Source organism: Streptomyces sp. NPDC054794 (assembly GCF_053611585.1).
Genome location: NZ_JBSHAQ010000031.1, coordinates 97,040 through 114,233 on the forward strand (window position 1 = coordinate 97,040; position 17,194 = coordinate 114,233).

General features: G+C 73.3%; 15 protein-coding genes and 2 pseudogenes. 5 read left to right on the forward strand and 12 right to left on the reverse strand.

Annotated features, from left to right (window positions below):
• Positions 1-33 precede the first annotated feature (33 nt).
• Positions 34-936, reverse strand: a complete 903-nt coding sequence (locus ACWGKT_RS29500; RefSeq protein WP_453276081.1) for a LysR family transcriptional regulator — start codon at positions 934-936, stop codon at positions 34-36.
• 74 nt (positions 937-1,010) lie between these two features.
• Between ACWGKT_RS29500 and ACWGKT_RS29505 the strand changes: the two genes are divergently transcribed.
• Positions 1,011-1,946 carry a DMT family transporter gene (locus ACWGKT_RS29505; protein WP_453276082.1) on the forward strand — a complete coding sequence of 312 codons (936 nt, stop codon included), beginning with the start codon at positions 1,011-1,013 and terminating at the stop codon, positions 1,944-1,946.
• Positions 1,947-2,016: 70 nt separating this feature from the next.
• Here ACWGKT_RS29505 and ACWGKT_RS29510 read toward each other — a convergent pair whose 3' ends face one another.
• The gene (locus ACWGKT_RS29510) at positions 2,017-3,348 is read right to left on the reverse strand and encodes an aminotransferase class I/II-fold pyridoxal phosphate-dependent enzyme (protein ID WP_453276083.1); all 1,332 of its coding nucleotides are present in this window, start codon (positions 3,346-3,348) and stop codon (positions 2,017-2,019) included.
• 82 nt (positions 3,349-3,430) lie between these two features.
• Here ACWGKT_RS29510 and ACWGKT_RS29515 point away from each other — a divergent pair, with 82 nt between their 5' ends.
• Positions 3,431-4,114: a pyridoxamine 5'-phosphate oxidase family protein gene (locus ACWGKT_RS29515; protein WP_453276084.1), complete on the forward strand. Its 684-nt coding sequence runs from the start codon at positions 3,431-3,433 to the stop codon at positions 4,112-4,114.
• Here ACWGKT_RS29515 and ACWGKT_RS29520 read toward each other — a convergent pair.
• The 3 genes from ACWGKT_RS29520 to ACWGKT_RS29530 form a co-directional block, all read right to left on the reverse strand.
• Positions 4,096-5,073 (reverse strand): DMT family transporter, encoded by a 978-nt coding sequence (locus ACWGKT_RS29520; protein WP_453276085.1) that lies wholly within the window; start codon positions 5,071-5,073, stop codon positions 4,096-4,098. The two genes, ACWGKT_RS29515 and ACWGKT_RS29520, sit on opposite strands and share 19 nt — an antisense overlap.
• A 177-nt stretch (positions 5,074-5,250) precedes the next feature.
• Entirely contained in the window at positions 5,251-6,255 is a 1,005-nt protein-coding gene (locus ACWGKT_RS29525; protein ID WP_453276086.1) for an EamA family transporter, read from the reverse strand.
• Positions 6,256-6,301: 46 nt separating this feature from the next.
• Entirely contained in the window at positions 6,302-6,904 is a 603-nt protein-coding gene (locus ACWGKT_RS29530) for a Clp protease N-terminal domain-containing protein (protein ID WP_453276087.1), read from the reverse strand.
• Between the two features lie 260 nt (positions 6,905-7,164).
• Between ACWGKT_RS29530 and ACWGKT_RS29535 the strand changes: the two genes are divergently transcribed.
• Positions 7,165-7,593, forward strand: a complete 429-nt coding sequence (locus tag ACWGKT_RS29535; protein WP_356154888.1) for a type II toxin-antitoxin system Rv0910 family toxin — start codon at positions 7,165-7,167, stop codon at positions 7,591-7,593.
• Between the two features lie 66 nt (positions 7,594-7,659).
• On the opposite strand, the gene ACWGKT_RS29540 is transcribed toward ACWGKT_RS29535, so the two are convergent.
• Both ACWGKT_RS29540 and ACWGKT_RS29545 read right to left on the reverse strand, forming a co-directional pair.
• Positions 7,660-8,283 (reverse strand): PadR family transcriptional regulator, encoded by a 624-nt coding sequence (locus ACWGKT_RS29540; RefSeq protein ID WP_235453274.1) that lies wholly within the window; start codon positions 8,281-8,283, stop codon positions 7,660-7,662.
• A 99-nt stretch (positions 8,284-8,382) separates the two neighbouring features.
• A complete protein-coding gene (locus tag ACWGKT_RS29545; RefSeq protein WP_453276088.1) occupies positions 8,383-10,764 on the reverse strand; it encodes a phosphoketolase family protein in 2,382 nt (793 codons plus the stop codon).
• A 53-nt stretch (positions 10,765-10,817) separates the two neighbouring features.
• On the opposite strand from ACWGKT_RS29545, the gene ppk2 reads away from it, so the two are divergent.
• Entirely contained in the window at positions 10,818-11,621 is an 804-nt protein-coding gene (ppk2, locus tag ACWGKT_RS29550; protein WP_356157475.1) for a polyphosphate kinase 2, read from the forward strand.
• 17 nt (positions 11,622-11,638) lie between these two features.
• On the opposite strand, the gene ACWGKT_RS29555 is transcribed toward ppk2, so the two are convergent.
• Both ACWGKT_RS29555 and ACWGKT_RS29560 read right to left on the reverse strand, forming a co-directional pair.
• Positions 11,639-12,535 (reverse strand): universal stress protein, encoded by an 897-nt coding sequence (locus ACWGKT_RS29555; protein ID WP_453276089.1) that lies wholly within the window; start codon positions 12,533-12,535, stop codon positions 11,639-11,641.
• A gap of 35 nt (positions 12,536-12,570) precedes the next feature.
• A complete protein-coding gene (locus ACWGKT_RS29560; protein ID WP_453276090.1) occupies positions 12,571-13,476 on the reverse strand; it encodes a universal stress protein in 906 nt (301 codons plus the stop codon).
• A gap of 220 nt (positions 13,477-13,696) precedes the next feature.
• Between ACWGKT_RS29560 and ACWGKT_RS29565 the strand changes: the two genes are divergently transcribed.
• Positions 13,697-15,415: a SulP family inorganic anion transporter gene (locus ACWGKT_RS29565; RefSeq protein WP_453276091.1), complete on the forward strand. Its 1,719-nt coding sequence runs from the start codon at positions 13,697-13,699 to the stop codon at positions 15,413-15,415.
• A gap of 13 nt (positions 15,416-15,428) precedes the next feature.
• Here ACWGKT_RS29565 and ACWGKT_RS29570 read toward each other — a convergent pair whose 3' ends face one another.
• The 3 genes and pseudogenes from ACWGKT_RS29570 to ACWGKT_RS29580 all read right to left on the reverse strand — a co-directional run.
• Complete coding sequence (locus tag ACWGKT_RS29570; protein WP_453276092.1) at positions 15,429-16,352, reverse strand: carbamate kinase; 924 nt, start codon at positions 16,350-16,352, stop codon at positions 15,429-15,431.
• A 3-nt stretch (positions 16,353-16,355) separates the two neighbouring features.
• A pseudogene (locus ACWGKT_RS29575) lies at positions 16,356-16,799 on the reverse strand (ornithine carbamoyltransferase); the annotation flags it as partial.
• Positions 16,799-17,194: pseudogene (locus ACWGKT_RS29580) on the reverse strand (amino acid permease); the annotation flags it as partial. The pseudogenes ACWGKT_RS29580 and ACWGKT_RS29575, both read right to left, overlap by 1 nt.

Consider the following 17,194-nt stretch of genomic DNA (forward strand, 5'->3'; position numbering starts at 1 on the left):
CGCAGCCGACAGGCGGCCCGACCCGCTCGACGGTCAGCCGACGGCCGCAGCCGCCGCGCGCAGAGCCTCGACCGCCGCCCGGATCGACGGCCGGCGGTCGGCATCGGCCCGCCAGACCACGTACACATGACGGCGTACGTCCTGCTTCAGCGGGACGGTGACGATTCCGGGCGGTACCGGGTAGCGGCCCAGCAGGGGCGCGATGCACACGCCCAACCCGGCGGCGACGAGCCCGAGTTGGGTGTGGGTCTCGGCGGCGCGGTGGCCGACGATCGGCTCGACGCCGCGCGAGCGCAGCGTGAACATCAGCCACTCGTGGCAGAACTCGCCCTCGCCCCAGGTGATCCACTCGTCCTCGGCGAACTCCCCGAGGTCCACCTCGTCCCGGTCGGCCAGCCGGTGCCCGGCGGGCATGGCCACGTCGGCCGGGTCGTCCAGCAGGGACGCCTTGACCAGGCCGTCGGGGACCGGCATCGGCTTGTTGTACCAGTCGAGGACGACCGCGAGATCGAGGTCGCCGCGCACCACCGAGGCGATCCCGCTCTCCGGTTCCAGCTCGCTGGAGCGCACGCGCAGCGCCGGGTGCTGGGCACGCAGGGCCGCGAGCGCGGTGGGGAAAAGGCCGCGGGCGGCGGTGGGGAACGCGGACAGTCTGAGTTCGCCGACGACCTGGCCCCGGTACGCCTCCAGCTCCGACTGGGCGAGCTCCACCTGGGACAGGATCCGCGCCGCGTGCTCGGACAGCAGCCGCCCGGCGTCGGTGAGGCGCACGCCGCGCCCGTTCTTGGCGAGGAGCTGCTGGCCCACCTCCCGCTCCAGCTTGCCCATCTGCTGCGAGACCGCGGAGGTGGTGACGTGCAGGGCCTCGGCCGCGCCGCTGACCGAACCGTGCCGGGCGAGGGCGTCGAGGGTGCGCAAGCGGTCCAGGTTCAACATGTAAGCAATACTACGAGGTATCGCATGCGAATTCTCGATTGTGCTACGAGGTTGGGTCCCGCATCGTTGGGGACATGACGACCGTCGCCGCGACCCGCACCGAGTCCCCCACCGCCCCTCACACCTGCCCCCGCCTCGACTGGCGGCTGCGTTTCGGCGCGCTCTCCCTGATCTGGGGCTTCAGCTTCCTGCTGATCAAGGTGGGCACGGACGGGTACGCGCCGTTCCAAGTCACCCTGGGCCGACTGGTGTTCGGTACGGCGGTGCTCGCGGCGGCGATGGCGGTGAAGCGGGAACGGCTCCCGCGCGGCGCCCGCACGTGGGGCCATCTGACCGTCGCGGCGTTCCTGCTGAACGCCCTGCCCTTCTCGCTCTTCGCCTACGCGGAGCTGACGATCCCGTCCACGCTGGCCGGCATCTGCAACGCCACCTCCCCGCTGTGGGGCATGGCCCTGTCGCTGGTGGCGCTGTCCGAGGACCGGCCGACACGGCTGCGGGTGGCCGGCCTCGGCCTCGGCTTCCTGGGTGTGCTGACGGTCCTCGGCGCCTGGCAGGGCTTCAGCGGCCTGGACGCCACGGGCACGACGATGGCCCTGCTGGCCTCGCTCAGCTACCCGGTCGGCTGGATCTACGTGCGCCGCACCCTGGCCGGCTCGGGCCGCTCCCACCTGTCGATGACGGGCGCGCAGCTCCTGCTGGCCACGGTCCAACTGGCGGTCGTGACCCCGCTGTTCACCGACTTTCCCGCCCATGTCTCGCTCGTCCCGCTGCTGGCGATCGCCGCGCTGGGCGCCCTCGGCACGGGGCTTGCGGTGCTGATCCAGTACGGGTTGGTGGCCGAGGTCGGCCCCACGACGGCCCAGATGGTCACGTACTTCATCCCGGTCATCGCGACGGCGGCGGGCGTCGCGATCCTCGGGGAGTCGCTGCGCTGGACCACACCGGTGGGCGCGGTGATCGTGCTGGCGGGGGCGGCGCTCACCCAGGCCCGGCCGAAGCGGGGTGCGTGAGCGCACGTACCCCCTCGACCGCGCGTACCCCCTCTACCGCATGCCCCCTCACCCCCACCCGACCCCTCGACTACACGTAGCTCCGCGCCGGTCCCGGGCCCACCGCCGCCGCCACCGCCTCCGCCAGGGGCACGACCTCCGGCTCGGTCAGCGTCGAGACCGTGATCCGGACGGCGGGCGGTGAGCTCAGCCGGAAGCGGGCGCCAGGGGCGACGGCCCAGCCGGCGTGCAGCAGGGCGGCGACCGTGGCGGTCTCGTCGGGGACCGGCACCCACAGGTTCATACCGCTGCGGCCGTGGGAGCGGACACCGCGCTCGGCCAGGGCGCCGGCGAGGAGCTCCCGGCGTCCGCGGTAGGCCGCCGCCACCGCCGCCGCGTCCACCGCGCCGTCCGTCCACAGCCGGACCACGGTGCGCTGGAGCAGCCGGCTCACCCATCCCGGGCCCAGCCGCTGCCGTCCGCGGACCCGGTCGACGGTGACGGAGTCGCCGGTGAGGACGGCGAGGCGCAGGTCGGGGCCGTAGGTCTTGGCGACGGAGCGGACGAAGGCCCAGTGGTGGGTGGCGCCCGCCAGGGGGTGCAGGGGCAGGTCGACGGTGCCGTGGCCGTAGTCGTCCTCGACGAGGAGGGTGTGCGGGTGTTCGCGCAGGGCGGCACGCAGGGCCCGCGCGCGGGGGCCGCTCACCGAGGCGCCGGTGGGGTTCTGCGCGCGGTCCGTGACGACGAAGGCGCGGGCGCCGGACTCCAGCGCGCGGCGCAGGTCCTCGGCGCGCGGCCCGTCGTCGTCGACACCCACGGGGACCGTGCGCAGCCCGAGCGCCGGAATCAGGTCGAGGGTGCGGCCCCAGCCGGGGTCCTCCACGGCGACGGCGTCCCCCGGCCTGAGATGGGCCGCGAGGACGCGCTCGACGGCGTCCAGCGAGCCGGAGGTCGCGGTGAGCGGGCCGTCGGGCACCCCGTCGGCGTCGAGTTCGGCCCGCACGATCCGGGCCAGCGCGGGCTCCACGGGCTCGGCGCCGTACAGGATCGGCTCCCGGTCCCCCTCCTCGGCCACGGCGGCCAGGGCGGGCGCGAGCGCCGGGAGCAGGGCGGGGTCGGGGTTGCCGCTGGACAGGTCGCGCACCCCGGCGGGCACGACCACGTGCGGCCGCTCGCGGCCCGTCGTGGCCGGTTTCGATCGGATGCGGCTGCCCCGGCGGCCGGCGGTCTCGATGACGCCGCGCTCGCGCAGGCTGCGGTAGGCGGCCGCGACGGTATTGGGATTGACCCCCAGCCGGGTCGCCAACTCCCGCATCGGCGGCAGCAGTTGACCCGGTTCCAGGTCCCCGGCGCTCACCGCGCACTCGACGCTGGCCGCGATCTCCGCCGCACCACGCCCTTGAATCGGATACTCTCCTAGCACAAAGCACATTATGCACTAGTGCAATACAGAACGCCAGTCAGCACGCCAGCCATCTCGCCGGCCAGACCGCCAGGAGAGCACCATGCAGGACACCGAGCCGACGCCGTCGCAGCCCGCCGCCTACGCCCCCACCGACCGCACCGTCCCCACACGCGCCGCGCACAAGGCGTCGTACGACAAGGAACTGGTGCACGCGATACTCGACGAGGGCTTCGTCTGCCACCTCGGCTTCGTGCGCGACGGCGCGCCGGTGGTGCTGCCCACGCTGTACGCCCGGGTCGGCGAGCGGATGTACGTGCACGGCTCCACCGGGTCGCGCCCGCTGCGGATGACCGGTGAGGCCGACCCGGGGCTCGCCGTCTGTCTGACGGTCACCCACCTCGACGGCCTGGTCCTGGCCCGCTCGGCCTTCCACCACTCGGTCAACTACCGCTCCGTGGTGGTGCACGGCGCCGCCCACCAGGTCACCGACCCCGAGGAGCGGCGGCTGGCCCTGGACGCCCTGGTGGACCAGGCCGTACCGGGCCGCTCCGCCGACTCCCGGCCCGCCAACCGGAAGGAGCTGGCCGCCACCGCGGTGATCCGCCTCGACCTGGAGGAGGTCTCGGCCAAGGTCCGCACCGGCGGCGCGATCGACGAGCCCGAGGACCTCGACCTCCCCCACTGGGCGGGCGTCCTGCCGCTCCGCAAGGGGTACGAGGCCCCGGTCGACAACGCCGACCTCGCCGCCGGTGTCGAACCGCCGGGCTACCTCAAGGCGCTCTGAGGCCGGTCCGACACCGGCCGAGGCGCGGCGACGGCCCGTGCCTCACGGGCCTCCGCCGCCGCCAGCCCCGCGACCGAGCCCAGCATCAGCAGGGTGCCGGCCACGGTGGAGGCGGTGAGGTGTTCACCGAGGAGGGCGACGGCCAGGACCGCCGCGCTCACCGGCTCCAGGAGCATGATCACGGAGACGGTGGCGGACCGTACGACGGCGGCGCCGGCGAAGTAGAGCGCGTAGGCGAGGGCGGTGGGCACCGCCGCGATGTAGATCAGCAGCACCAGGATCCGGCCGGGGTGGTCGGTGTGCGGGAGCAGGCCCTCGGCCAGGGCGAACGGCAGCAGGCAGAGGCTGGTGACCGCGAACGCCCCCACGGTCGTGCCCGAGGAGTCCGTGCCGCCGTGGCGCCCCCACCAGCGGGTGAGCAGCGTCATGAGGGAGTAGCCGGCCGCGGACAGCAGCGCGAGCAGTACGCCCGAGGGCCGGACGGTCGCGCCCGAGCCGCCGAGCGTCAGCACCGCCAGCCCGGCGAGCGCCCCGGTGACGGCGGCGGCCCCGCCCCGGCCGAGGTGCTCGCCCAGGGCAAGCCGGGCGCCCAGGGCGATGAGGACCGGTCCGGCGCCGAGCGTGACGACGGTCGCGACGGCGAGACCGGTGGCGGACACGGCCGCGAAGTACGCCGTCTGGAAGACGGCGAGCGCGAGGCCGGTGGCCACCGCCTTCCAGATCCTGCGGCCGAGCGGTTCGGGCGCGGCCGCCGGACGGACCCGCGGGCGCAGCAGGCGGCCGGCCAGCAGCAGCACGAGCCCGGCCGCGCAGCGCCAGAAGGAGAGGGTGACGGCACCCATGTCGCCGGCGCGGTAGACCAGCGAGGCGGCGGCGCCCGCGGTGCCCCAGGCGGCACCGGCGACGATCAGATAGAGGAGGCCACGCCCGACGGGCAGACCGAAAGAAGCATTCGACACGAATTGTCTCCGCAGATGTGCAGAAGTTCGGAAGGCGACCCCGGATCAGCGGGGCGCGCGGACTTCTTCTGCGGGCAGCACCGTCTTGCCCGGCCACTGGCCGGGCGTGTTGCCGGAGGCCCGCCTCAGGCGGCCGGAGGCGGAAGGACGAGCGCGTTCGACGGCATGGATGTGAGCTTAGGCGATGGTTTCACGGGCGGACAATTCGCGTTCCGGGGCACCGCTCGCCACCGGCTGGGCGGAGCCCTTGGCGGGGGTCGAGGACTGCGCGATGAACGCGCCCGCCAGGACGACCGCGCCGCCGACGACCTGCGGCGCCGAGAGGTGCTCGCCGAGCAGCACCCAGGCCAGCACGGTCGCGACGACCGCCTCCAGACAGGCCACGACACCGGCGACCTGCGGAGACAGCCGCCGCACCGACACCACACCGGTGACGTACGCGATCACCGTGGCCACCAGGACGATCCAGGCCAGCAGCGCGGCCGCCGGGACCGGGGTGCCGTCCATGTGCGCGGTGCCGGCCAGGACGGAGAAGTCCATGGTCCAGGGGCGGGCGACGGCGGTCAGGACGACCGCGCCGACGAGCAGTCCGTAGGCGATGACGCCGAGCGGGTCCGGTGCCTCCTCCCCCGACTCGCTGCCCTGGTCGGCCAGGACGAAGTAGCCGACCTGGCAGCCCGCCGCGCCGAGCGCGAGCAGCAGTCCCAGGGCGTCGAAGCCGAGCCCCGACCACACCTCCACGACGCAGGCGAGGCCGCCGACCGCGAGGACCACGCCGAGCGCGGCGGCCCGGGTCACCGGGCGCCGCTGCACGAACCGCACCCAGCCGAGCACCAGGGCGGGGGCGAGGTACTCCACGAGCAGCGCGACGCCGACCGGGAGCCGGGATATCGCGGCGAAGTAGCAGGCCTGGACACCGGCCACACCGAGCAGTCCGAACCCGACGAGCAGCGCGGGACGCCGACGCAGCAGGCCGCGGTGACGCACGGCGAGCGGCAGCATCACCAGGGCGGCGCCGGCCACCCGCAGCCACACCACATGGAGCGGGTCGAGCCCCGCCTCGATCAGCGGCTTGGCCGCGACACCGGATCCCCCGAAGGCCAGCGACGAGCCGAGCGCGAGACCGAGCCCGACGCCCTTGCCGCGAGGGCTGTGACTGCTGTCTGACGTATGCACCGGCACATGATGACAGGCGACGACATGACCGTCATCCCCGATGACACCTGTCTCACCGGCTGGACGGGGCCGGGCCCGCGCCCGACCCGCCGCGCCCGAGCACTCGGTGGGCCGCGCCGCCGTCCTCCGCCAACTCCCCCGAGTGGCGGGCGATCCGGGCGAGCAGCTCGGGCACCGCGACTCCGGCGCGGGCGAGCACCTCGACGGCGCGGGCCTCGGGGTCCACGACGATCGCCGCGAGCAGATCGGTGCCCCGGGCCTCGTCGTCACCGCGCAGCCCGGCACGCTCGGCGGCCAGCCGCATGGCGGCCGCGGCCAACGGTGACCAGCCGTCGACGGCCTTCAGGACGGACAGCGCGCCCGAGTCCTCCACAGAGCCCTGCCAGCGCAGGCCGTAGCCGATGCTGCGCTGCACGAGATAGCCGAGCAGGCGGGCGAGCTGCGGGACGTCACCGACGACGGCGCGCACGTCGGGGTCGGACTCCAGCAGGGAGTGCAGGAGGTGGGCGGTGTCGATCTGCCGGTCCCCGTCCCGTACGGCCCGGCGGCGGGCACCGCCGACCACCGCCGCCAGCTCGGCACTGAGCCCGGCGACGTCGTCCGCGCGGCGGCTGCCCTGGTCCTCGGCGGACTGATGGGGAATACGCGGTGGCACGCTCCCAGCTCATCAGCCTCACCGGCGCCGGTCATCCACGGGGGGAAGCATTTTCACGTCCCACGAGAAGTGGACATCGCCGATCGGAATATCCTCCTTGCGGAGGAGATCAGGCCGAGACAGGGCCCTCCACGCCGATCCATGGCAGTCGATGTCCGTCCACACCTCTCCACACTTCCTGACGGTTCATCAGTATTGAATGTTCGGGGCCCGGCGGCTACGTTCCGCGACACGTCAGCCCGACACGAAGAGGTGGTCGCATGGCCGAAGTCAGCGCGGAGGCACGCATCCAGGCACCGGCCGAGAAGGTGTGGGCCAAGCTCACGGACTGGTCGGCGTACGGGGAGTGGAACGCGACCCACACCAGCTTCCCCAAGGGCGGCCCCGAGACCCTGGCGGCCGGCGGCACCTTCCAGGAGAACATGAAGCTGATGGGCTTCCCGGCCGAGGTCGAGTGGACCATCGACGAGTTGGAGCCGGCCCGGTTGTTCGTGATCCGCGGCAAGGGTCCGATGGCGGTGAGCCTCCTCACGCGCTACACGCTCACCCCGGACGGCGACGCGACGACGGTGCGCATCGACGGGGAGTTCACGGGCGCGGCGGTCTCCCTGATGGCGGGCAAGCTCAAGGACTCGGCGACGGCCGCGCTGAACGAGTCGTTGCGCAAGCTGGCCGGGCTGGTGGCCTGACCGACCACCCCTCACCCACGACAGGGCGCCCCGCGGACGAGTCCGCGGGGCGCCTTGTTCGTACGGTCAGTCCTCGTCGGCGAGGATCAGGTACAGCTTCTTGCGGGCCTCGTTGATGACGGTCACCGCCTTGTCGCGCTGCTCCTTGCTGCCGGTCTTCCAGACCTGGCCGAAGGCCTCCATCAGACCGAAGCCGGCCTGGCGGATCTCACCGAGGGCCTCCCAGTCGACCCCGCGCGAGGCCTCCTCCCAGGGGGCTTCGGGACCCTCGTCGGCCGCGGCGCGGCCCGCCTCGGTGAGCGAGAACAGCTTCTTGCCGCCCTCGCTCGCGCTGGCGATCAGGCCCTCGTCCTCCAGCAGCTGGAGCGTGGGGTAGACCGAGCCCGGGCTCGGCTTCCACGCGCCGCCGCTGCGCTCGGCGATCTCCTGGATCATCTCGTAGCCGTGCATCGGCCGGTCCTTGAGCAGGGCCAGGATCGAGGCCCGTACGTCACCGCGCCGCGCCCTCCCCCTCGGGCCGCCGCGCCCTCGATGCCCCCAGGGGCCCGGTCCGAAACCGGGACCGCCGGGACCACCGGGGCCGCCCGGACCGAAGGGTCCGAAGGCGGCGCGGAGCCCCTCGAAGTCGCCCCGGTCGCGCCGGGAGAAGCCCTCGTGTCGATGTCCACGCTCGTGTCCGTGGGAACGCATCGCCATCACTCCATTCCATCGTTGATCTGTCGCGATGCGTCAACGATATATCGGAACTGTTCGGATGACAACCCGCTTCGACGACCGTGGCCGTGGGACTCAGCCGTGCCAGCTCCAGTCCGCGACTTCTGGCAGGTCGACGCCGTGTTCGCGGATCCAGGCGTGGTGGCGGGTGCGGGTGTCGGCCATCTCCTGGCGCACGGCGGCGGCGCGCACCGCGAGGCCGGGGACGCGGTCGATGACGTCCATGACGAGCCGGTAGCGGTCGAGGTCGTTGCGGACGACCATGTCGAACGGGGTGGTCGTGGTGCCGGACTCCTTGTAGCCGCGGACGTGCAGGTTGTGGTGCCCGGTGCGGCGGTAGGCGAGGCGGTGGATCAGCCACGGGTAGCCGTGGTAGGCGAAGATGACCGGCTTGTCGGTGGTGAAGAGGCCGTCGAACTCGGAGTCGGTCATCCCGTGCGGGTGTTCCTCGCGCGGCACCAGCGTGGTCATGTCGACGACGTTCACCACCCGCACCGCCAGCCGCGGCAGATGCCGGCGCAGCAACTGCGCGGCGGCCAGCACCTCCTGGGTCGGCACGTCGCCGGCGCAGGCCAGCACCACGTCCGGTTCGCCGGCGTTCTCGGTGCCGGCCCACTGCCAGATGCCGGCGCCCCGCGCGCAGTGGGCACGGGCCTGGTCCATGGAGAGCCAGTCGAAGCACGGCTGCTTCCCGGCCACGATCACGTTGACGTAGTCCCGGCTGCGCAGGGCGTGGTCCGCGACGGACAACAGGGTGTTGGCGTCCGGCGGCAGATAGACGCGGACGACCTCGGGACTCTTGTTGAGGACGTGGTCGACGAAGCCGGGGTCCTGGTGGGAGAAGCCGTTGTGGTCCTGGCGCCACACGTGCGAGGTCAGCAGGTAGTTGAGGGAGGCGATCGGCGCCCGCCAGGTCAGCTCGCGCGAGGTCTTCAGCCACTTGATGTGCTGGTTGACCATCGAGTCGACGATGTGCACGAACGCCTCGTAGCAGGAGAACAGCCCGTGCCGGCCGGTCAGCAGATACCCCTCCAGCCAGCCCTGGCAGAGGTGTTCGGAGAGGATCTCCATCACCCGGCCGTGCCGGTCCAGATGCTCGTCCACCGGCAGGGTCCCGGCCTGCCAGGCCTTCCCGCTGGCGTCCAAGACGGCCTGCAGCCGGTTGGAGGCGGTCTCGTCGGGTCCGACCAGACGGAAGTCGCGGCGCCCGGCGGTGTCCTTCATGACCTGTTCGAGCAGGGAGCCGAGGACCCGGGTCGGTTCGTGCAGCGTCGCGCCCGGCTTGTCGACCGGTACGGCGAAGTCGTCGAGGGACCGGATCGGCAGGTCCCGTACCAGCACGCCGCCGTTGGCGTGCGGGGTGGCGCCGAGCCGCTTGTCGCCCTCGGGCACGCAGGCCAGGACGTCGGCCACGGGGCGGCCGGACGGGTCGAAGAGCTCGTCGGGCCGGTACGAGCGCAGCCACGCCTCCAACTGCCGCAGGTGCTCCGGGTTTTCCCGGACGCCGGCCAGCGGCACCTGGTGCGCCCGCCAGGTGCCCTCGACCGGCTCGCCGTCCACCACGGCCGGACCGGTCCAGCCCTTCGGCGTGCGCAGGACGATGACCGGCCAGTGCACGCGCTCGCCGATCCCTTCCTCCCGGGCGGTGCGCTGCATCACTGCGATGAGGTCCAGCGCCTCGTCGAGCGCCGCGGCCATCGCGCGGTGCACCTGGTGCGGGTCGTCGCCGCTCACATGGATCGGGTGGTGGCCGTATCCCCTCAGGAGCGCGTCGAGTTCGGCCTCGGGCAGCCGGGCCAGCACGGTCGGGTTGGCGATCTTGTAGCCGTTGAGGTGCAGGATCGGCAGGACGGCGCCGTCGTTCACCGGGTCGAGGAACTTGTTGGAGTGCCAGGAGGCGGCCAGCGGCCCGGTCTCCGCCTCGCCGTCGCCGATCACGCAGGCGACCACCAGGTCCGGGTTGTCCAGGGCGGCGCCGTAGGCGTGGGCGAGCGAGTAGCCGAGCTCACCGCCCTCGTGGATCGAACCGGGCGTCTCCGGGGCTACATGGCTGGGCACCCCGCCGGGGAACGAGAACTGACGGAAGAGCCGCTCCATGCCCGCCGCGTCGCGCGAGACGTCCGGGTAGGTCTCGCTGTAGCTGCCCTCCAGCCAGGAGTTGGCGACCACCGACGGGCCGCCGTGCCCCGGCCCCCAGACGCACAGCGCGTCCAGGCCCCGCGCCCTGATCACACGGTTGAGGTGGGTGTACACGAGGTTGAGGCCGGGCGAGGTGCCCCAGTGGCCGAGCAGCCGCGGCTTGATGTGCTCCGGCCTCAGCGGCTCGGTCAGCAGCGGGTTGGCCATCAGATAGATCTGACCGGCCGCCAGGTAGTTCGCGGCGCGCCAGTGCGCGTCCAGAGTGCGCAGTTCGGCGTCGGAAAGTACGGTGGCGTCCTGGTGTTCGACCTTGGACATGGGTGAGACTCCGGAAGTCGTCGACGTAGAGGTCATCGGGCGGTGGAGGCGGCATGGCCGACAAACAGGCGGCGGAGCTGCCGCGGAAGGTGTACGAGAAGGAACTGCTGCGCCTGCAGACCGAGTTGGTGAAGATGCAGGAGTGGGTGCGGGCGGAGGGCGCCCGGCTGGTCGTCGTCTTCGAGGGGCGGGACGCGGCGGGCAAGGGCGGCGCGATCAAGCGGGTGACCCAGTTCCTCAATCCCCGTGTGGCACGCGTCGCGGCGCTGCCCAAGCCGACCGAGCGCGAGCGCACGCAGTGGTACTTCCAGCGGTATGTGGAGCACCTGCCGGCCGCCGGGGAGATGGTGCTGTTCGACCGGTCCTGGTACAACCGGGCCGGCGTCGAGCATGTGATGGGCTTCTGTACGCAGCAGGAGTACCAGCGCTTCCTGCGCCAGTGCCCGATCTTCGAGCGGATGCTGGTGGAGGACGGGATCCTGCTGCGCAAGTACTGGTTCTCGGTGAGCGACACCGAGCAGCAGGAGCGGTTCCGGCGGCGCCTCGACGATCCGGTGCGGCGCTGGAAGCTGTCGCCCATGGACCTGGAGTCGATCACCCGCTGGGAGGCGTACTCGCGGGCCAAGGACGAGATGCTGGTGCACACCGACGTCTCCGACGCGCCCTGGTACGTCGTCGAGAGCGACGACAAGCGCCGCGCCCGGCTGAACATGATCGCCCACCTGCTCGGCTCCGTTCCGTACCACGAGGTGACCCCGAACGTGCTCGCCCTGCCCGAGCGGCCGCAGTCGACCGGCTACGAGCGTCCGCCGCGAGACCTGCAGACCTACGTCCCCGATCACGCGGCGAGCCTCTGAGCGGCCGGCCGTCGCGTTCACACCCGGTGGGGTACGACCGCGACGGGACAGGCGGAGTGGTGCAGTACGCCGTGCGTGACCCGTCCCAGCTGGAGTCCGTGGTGCCCCGGCTCGCGCCGGGCACCCACGACCAGCAGGTCGGCGTCGAGCGAGGCGTCCAGCAGCGCCCGGCGGGCCTGGCCCTCGACGATGCGCCGCCGCAGGTCGACGTCCGGGTACCGCTCGGCCGCCTCGCGCACGGCCGCTTCCAGGGTCTCGGCGGCCCGCCGCTCGTGCAACCGGGCGGGCTCGCCGGCGAGCAGGGGATGATCGGTGCTCTCGTGCGCGGGGCACCGCCAGGCCCGTACCGCTTCCAACGGCACCCCGCGCAGTGCGGCCTCCCGCGCGGCGAAGCGCACCGCCGCCGCGGAACCGCCGGGTTCGTCGCCGACGCCCACGACGACGCGGCCGCGCGTGGCCGGTGCGGCCCGGTTGTCGTGGCTGCCGCGCAGGACGATCACCGGGCAGTCCGCGTGGGCGGCCACGGCCAGGCTGACGGAGCCGAGCAGCAGTTCGGCGAGGGTGCCGCGCCCGCGGCTGCCCAGCACCAGCGCACCGGCGTCGCGGCCGGCCCGCACCAGCGCGTACTCCGGTTCCTCGGGCAGGACGTCGGTGGAGATCTTCAGGTCGGCGTGGCGGCGCTCGGCGCGCCGCGCGGCGGCCGCGACGATGTCCTCGGCCAGGACCTGCTCGGACGGCTTGCCCGGGTCCTGGCCGAGGGCGACGCCCTCGTACCGCTCCCACAGCGAGGCGTACACCAGTCGCAGCGGTACGCCGCGCAGGGCGGCCTCGTCGGCCGCCCAGTCGACGGCCCGCAGGCTGGGCTCGGACCCGTCGACGCCGACGACCAGCGGGCGGTCCGGAGGGTTCGTCATGGTGGCTGCTCCTCAGGGGGTGGGCCGGCGCGGGCTCAGTCGTGCGGGACGACCGCGACCGGGGCGGTGGAGTGGTGCAGGACGTCGTGGGTGACGGGCCCGACGCGGGGGCCGAGCGGACCGCGGCGGACCCGGCGGCCCACGACGAGCAGGGAGGCCTCGCGGGCGGCGTCGACGAGGTGGTCGGCGGGGGTGCCGCAGTGGGACTCCTCGGTGACCTCGACGTCCGGGAACTTCTGCCGCCACGGGCGCAGCACCTCGGTCACCAGGGTGGTCTCCCGCAGCGCCAGGGCCCCGTGGAGTTCGAGGTCCACGCAGAGGCCGTAAGCGTAGGACGGCGGCGGGTTCCAGCCGTGGACGACGCGCAGGGCCGTACCCCGGCGGGCGGCCGCGGTGAACGCGAACTCGATCAGCTCCGCGCTCGGGGAGTCGGCGTCGAGGCCGAGGACGACCGGCCGGAAGGGGGGCGCGGCGGACGGGATCCCGGCCGGGTCCATCAGGTGCTCGTCGGCGGCCTGTTCGCCGGCGCGGACCAGGACGACCGGCCGCTCGGCGTGGGCGACGACCGCGAGTCCGACCGAGCCGACGAGGAACCCGCCGATGCCGCTCACTCCGCGCGAGCCGAGGACCAGCAGTTCGGTGTCGCGGGCCGCGGCGGCCAGGAGGTCGGCGGGGCGGCCGGGCCGCTGCTCGGTCCTCACGTCGAGGCCGGGATGGCGCAGGGCGAGTCCCTCGGCCGCCTCGCGCGGAATCCTCTCGCTCCAGTGCTGCTGGGTCTCGGCCCCGAGGAGCGGCGCCTGGGCCATGGGCTCCGGCACCGGCTCCCAGACGTGCAGCAGCGTCAGCGGCAGCCCGAGCAGCTCGGCCTCGCGGGCCGCCCACTCTGCGGCGGCACGGCTCTCGGGCGAGCCGTCGAGGCCCACCGTGACGGTCCGGGTCATGATCTCCAACCTCCTGAGTCGGGCTGCATCGGGGATCTGCTACGAGCCTCTTGCGTAAACGGAGTTGAGGGCAGGGGCCGCAGGTCCCGGAAGGGGCCCGACCGGCCCTTGGACGCTCCGCGACACGGGGGCCATGTGCCGGGCGCCATGCCCGCCGCACGGCTGGCGACGGCGCCGTACCTCGGTGGATCATGAGGTCAGGCACGGAGAGAGGCGGCTCATGACCCAGGGTTCGGCCGAGCGCGTCGCGGGGTGGCACCGCCTGGCGCCCGGGCTCGGTGTCCTGCTCGGCTACCGCCGCTCCTGGCTGCGGGGCGACCTGCTGGCCGGCGTGACGGTGGCCGCGTACCTCGTGCCGCAGGTCATGGCGTATGCCGGGGTGGCCGGGCTGCCGCCGGTCGCCGGGCTGTGGGCGATCCTGCCGGCGCTCGGGCTGTACGCGCTGTTCGGCTCCTCACGGCTGCTGTCGGTGGGCCCCGAGTCCACCACTGCCCTGATGACCGCCACCGTGGTCGCCCCGCTCGCGGCGGGCGACCCCGGGCGGTACGCCTCGCTGGCGGCCGCCCTCGCGATCACGGTCGGCCTGCTGTGCGTGGTGTCGTGGGCCGTCCGGCTCGGCTTCCTCGCGGACCTGCTGTCCCGGCCGGTGCTGATCGGCTATCTCGCGGGCGTGGCCCTCATCATGGCGGTGGACCAGCTGCCCAAGCTCACCGGCGTCGAGACGACGGGCGCCGAGTTCTTCCCGCAACTGTGGTCCTTCGTCACGCACCTGTCCGACGCCGATCCGGCCACGGTCGTCCTGTCCGCCGTCGCGCTGGTGTTCCTCTTCGTGGTGGCCCGGTACCTCCCCGCCGTGCCGGGACCGCTGCTCGCCGTGGTCCTCGGCACGGCCGCCGTGGTGGCGTTCGACCTGGACGGGCGGTACGGCATCAAGGTCATCGGTGAGATCCCGTCAGGGCTGCCCGACCTCGCCGTCCCGGAACTGAGCGAACTGCCCCGGCTGGTCCTGCCCGCGCTGGGCGTGCTCATCGTCGGCTACACCGACTTCATCCTCACCGCGCGAGCGTTCGCCGGGCACGAGGACGAGGGGCCCGCCCTCCGCGCCAACCAGGAGTTCCTCGCGCTCGGAACGGCCAATCTCGGCGCGGGTCTGCTGCACGGGTTCCCGGTGAGCAGCAGCGCCAGCCGCACCGCGCTCGCCTCCTCGGCGGGCGCGCGCAGCCAGGCGTACTCCCTGGTCGCGGGCGCCGCGGTGCTCGCCGTCCTGCTCTTCCTCAGCCCGCTGATGAGCCGTACGCCCTCGGCCGTCCTCGGCGCGCTCGTGATCTACGCCGCCGCCCGCATGATCGACGTCGCGGGCTTTTGCCGGCTCTCGTCCTTCCGCCGTCGCGAACTCCTGCTCGCCCTGGGCTGCCTGGCCGGGGTGTTGGTCCTCGGCATCCTGTACGGCGTGCTGGTGGCCGTCGGTCTGTCGGTGGCGGAGCTGCTGACCCGGGTGGCCCGCCCGCACGACGCGGTCGAGGGGCTGGTGCCCGGGGTGGCGGGCATGCACGACGTGGACGACTACCCCCAGGCCCGTACGATCCCCGGGCTGCTGGTCTACCGCTACGACTCGCCGCTGTTCTTCGCCAACGCGGAGGACTTCCGGCGCCGGGCCCTGGCCGCCGTCGACGAACAGGCCGAACCGGTCCGCTGGTTCGTGCTGAACGCCGAGGCCAATGTGGAGGTCGACATCACCGCCCTCGACGCGGTCGACGAGCTGCGCCGCGAACTCACCGGCCGCGGCATCGTGTTCGCGCTCGCCCGGGTCAAGCAGGACCTGCTGGACGACCTGACGGCGTACGGCCTCACGGACTCCGTCGGACCGGATCTCGTCTTCCCGACGCTGCCGACGGCGGTGGCCGCCTACCGCCGCTGGACCGGGACCCGGCCCGACTGACTCCGGCCCGAGGTCAGCCGCCCATCAGGTCGGGGCGGATCAGCGTGCCCGACCTGCCGTGGACGATCTCGTACGCCGCGTCCAGGGCGCCGATCGCGGCCAGGCCTCCGGTGCGCTCGACGAACCGGGCCGCCGCCTCGGCCTTGGGCCCCATGGAGCCCTCGGGGAAGCGTCCGCGGCGCAGGTCGGCGGGCGTGGCGTCCAGCAGGGCGCGCTGCCCGGGGGTGCCGAAGGCCTCGTACACATGGGGCACGTCGGTGAGGATGAGCAGGAAGTCCGCCTTGAGGTCCTCGGCGAGCAGGGCGGCGGTGAGGTCCTTGTCGATGACGGCTTCGAGGCCGCTCAGGGCCCCGGTGTCGCGGTCGGCGGTGACGGGGACGCCGCCGCCCCCGGCGCACACGACCAGCGTGCCGCCGGAGAGCAGCGCCTGGATGGTGTCGGTCTCGACGACGTGCTCCGGCACCGGGGAGGGCACCACCCGCCGCCAGCCGCCGGTGTCCCGGGCGATGTGCCAGCCGCGCTCGCGGGCCAGCGACTGGGCCACGTCCCGGGGATAGACCTGGCCGACGAACTTGGTGGGCCGGGCGAGAGCCGGGTCGTCGGCGCGGACGAGGGTGTGGGTGACGAGCGCGGCGACCCGGCGGCCGGGCAGGGCGTCGTGCAGGGTGCGGGCCAGCAGGGAGCCGATCATGCCCTGGGTCTGCGCGCCGAGCAGGTCCAGCGGGTAGGGGGCGCTCAGGGCGGGGTCGGCCGCGCTCTCCATGGCGAGGAGGCCGATCTGGGGGCCGTTGCCGTGCGTGATGACGAGGTCGTGGTCGCGGGCGAGGGCGGCCAGGGCGGTGGCCACCCGGTCGATGTTGGCCTGCTGGACGGCCGCGTCGGGGCGTTCGCCGCGGTGCAGCAGGGCGTTGCCGCCGAGGGCGGCGACGATGCGCATGGGTCAGGCCTCCAGGGTGGCGACGAGCACGGCCTTGATGGTGTGCAGCCGGTTCTCGGCCTGGTCGAAGACGATCGACGCGGGCGAGGAGAAGACCTCGTCGGTGACCTCCAGACCGTCCAGGCCGTAGGTGTCGAAGAGGTCCTGGCCCAGGCGGGTGCGCCGGTCGTGCAGGGACGGCAGGCAGTGCATGAACCGGACGTCCGGGTTGCCGGTGAGCGCCAGTGTCTTGTCACTGACCTGGTACGGGAGCAGCAGTTCGATGCGCTCGGCCCAGGTGTCGGCGGGCTCGCCCATGGAGACCCACACGTCGGTGTGCAGGAAGTCGGCGCCGCGTACGGCGGTCTCGACGTCCTCGGTGAGGGTGAGGCGGGCCCCGCTGCGCGCGCCCAGGGTGCGGCAGCCGGCGACGAGTGCGGGGTCGGGCCACAGGGCTTTGGGGGCTAGCTGAACACGGTGATCAGCGAGGCCGGCACGGTCGAGGCGACGATGCCGAAGGCGGGCACCCCGCCCAATCCGCGCAGCCGGGCGAAGGCGGCCGGGAAGAGGCCGTCGCGGGCGGCGGCGTACGGCATCTCGGCGCACAACATGGTCCAGCCGTTGAGGGCGCCGATGCCGGAGACGACGGCCGCGACGGCGACGAGGTCACCGGCCCAGGTGCCGCCGAAGATGTTGTTGGCGGCGTCGGTGAACGGCGCCGTGGAGGAGCCGAGGTCGGCGTGCGACACGGTGCCGAAGACGGCGAGGGTGCCCAGGATGTAGATGACGGCGCAGGCGAGGGTGCCGTAGACGGTGGCGCGCGGCACGTTCCGCCGTGGGTCCCGGACCCGGCCGGCGACCAC

What these genes read in the sequence shown, in the direction of transcription:
- ACWGKT_RS29515 (WP_453276084.1), top strand. Translation starts at nt 3,431, where the DNA reads ATGCAGGACACCGAGCCGACGCCGTCGCAGCCCGCCGCCTACGCCCCC.
- ACWGKT_RS29560 (WP_453276090.1), bottom strand. Translation starts at nt 13,476, where the DNA reads ATGACCCGGACCGTCACGGTGGGCCTCGACGGCTCGCCCGAGAGCCGT.
- ACWGKT_RS29555 (WP_453276089.1), bottom strand. Translation starts at nt 12,535, where the DNA reads ATGACGAACCCTCCGGACCGCCCGCTGGTCGTCGGCGTCGACGGGTCC.
- ACWGKT_RS29545 (WP_453276088.1), bottom strand. Translation starts at nt 10,764, where the DNA reads ATGTCCAAGGTCGAACACCAGGACGCCACCGTACTTTCCGACGCCGAA.
- ACWGKT_RS29570 (WP_453276092.1), bottom strand. Translation starts at nt 16,352, where the DNA reads ATGCGCATCGTCGCCGCCCTCGGCGGCAACGCCCTGCTGCACCGCGGC.
- ppk2 (WP_356157475.1), top strand. Translation starts at nt 10,818, where the DNA reads ATGGCCGACAAACAGGCGGCGGAGCTGCCGCGGAAGGTGTACGAGAAG.
- ACWGKT_RS29535 (WP_356154888.1), top strand. Translation starts at nt 7,165, where the DNA reads ATGGCCGAAGTCAGCGCGGAGGCACGCATCCAGGCACCGGCCGAGAAG.
- ACWGKT_RS29505 (WP_453276082.1), top strand. Translation starts at nt 1,011, where the DNA reads ATGACGACCGTCGCCGCGACCCGCACCGAGTCCCCCACCGCCCCTCAC.
- ACWGKT_RS29500 (WP_453276081.1), bottom strand. Translation starts at nt 936, where the DNA reads ATGTTGAACCTGGACCGCTTGCGCACCCTCGACGCCCTCGCCCGGCAC.
- ACWGKT_RS29565 (WP_453276091.1), top strand. Translation starts at nt 13,697, where the DNA reads ATGACCCAGGGTTCGGCCGAGCGCGTCGCGGGGTGGCACCGCCTGGCG.
- ACWGKT_RS29540 (WP_235453274.1), bottom strand. Translation starts at nt 8,283, where the DNA reads ATGCGTTCCCACGGACACGAGCGTGGACATCGACACGAGGGCTTCTCC.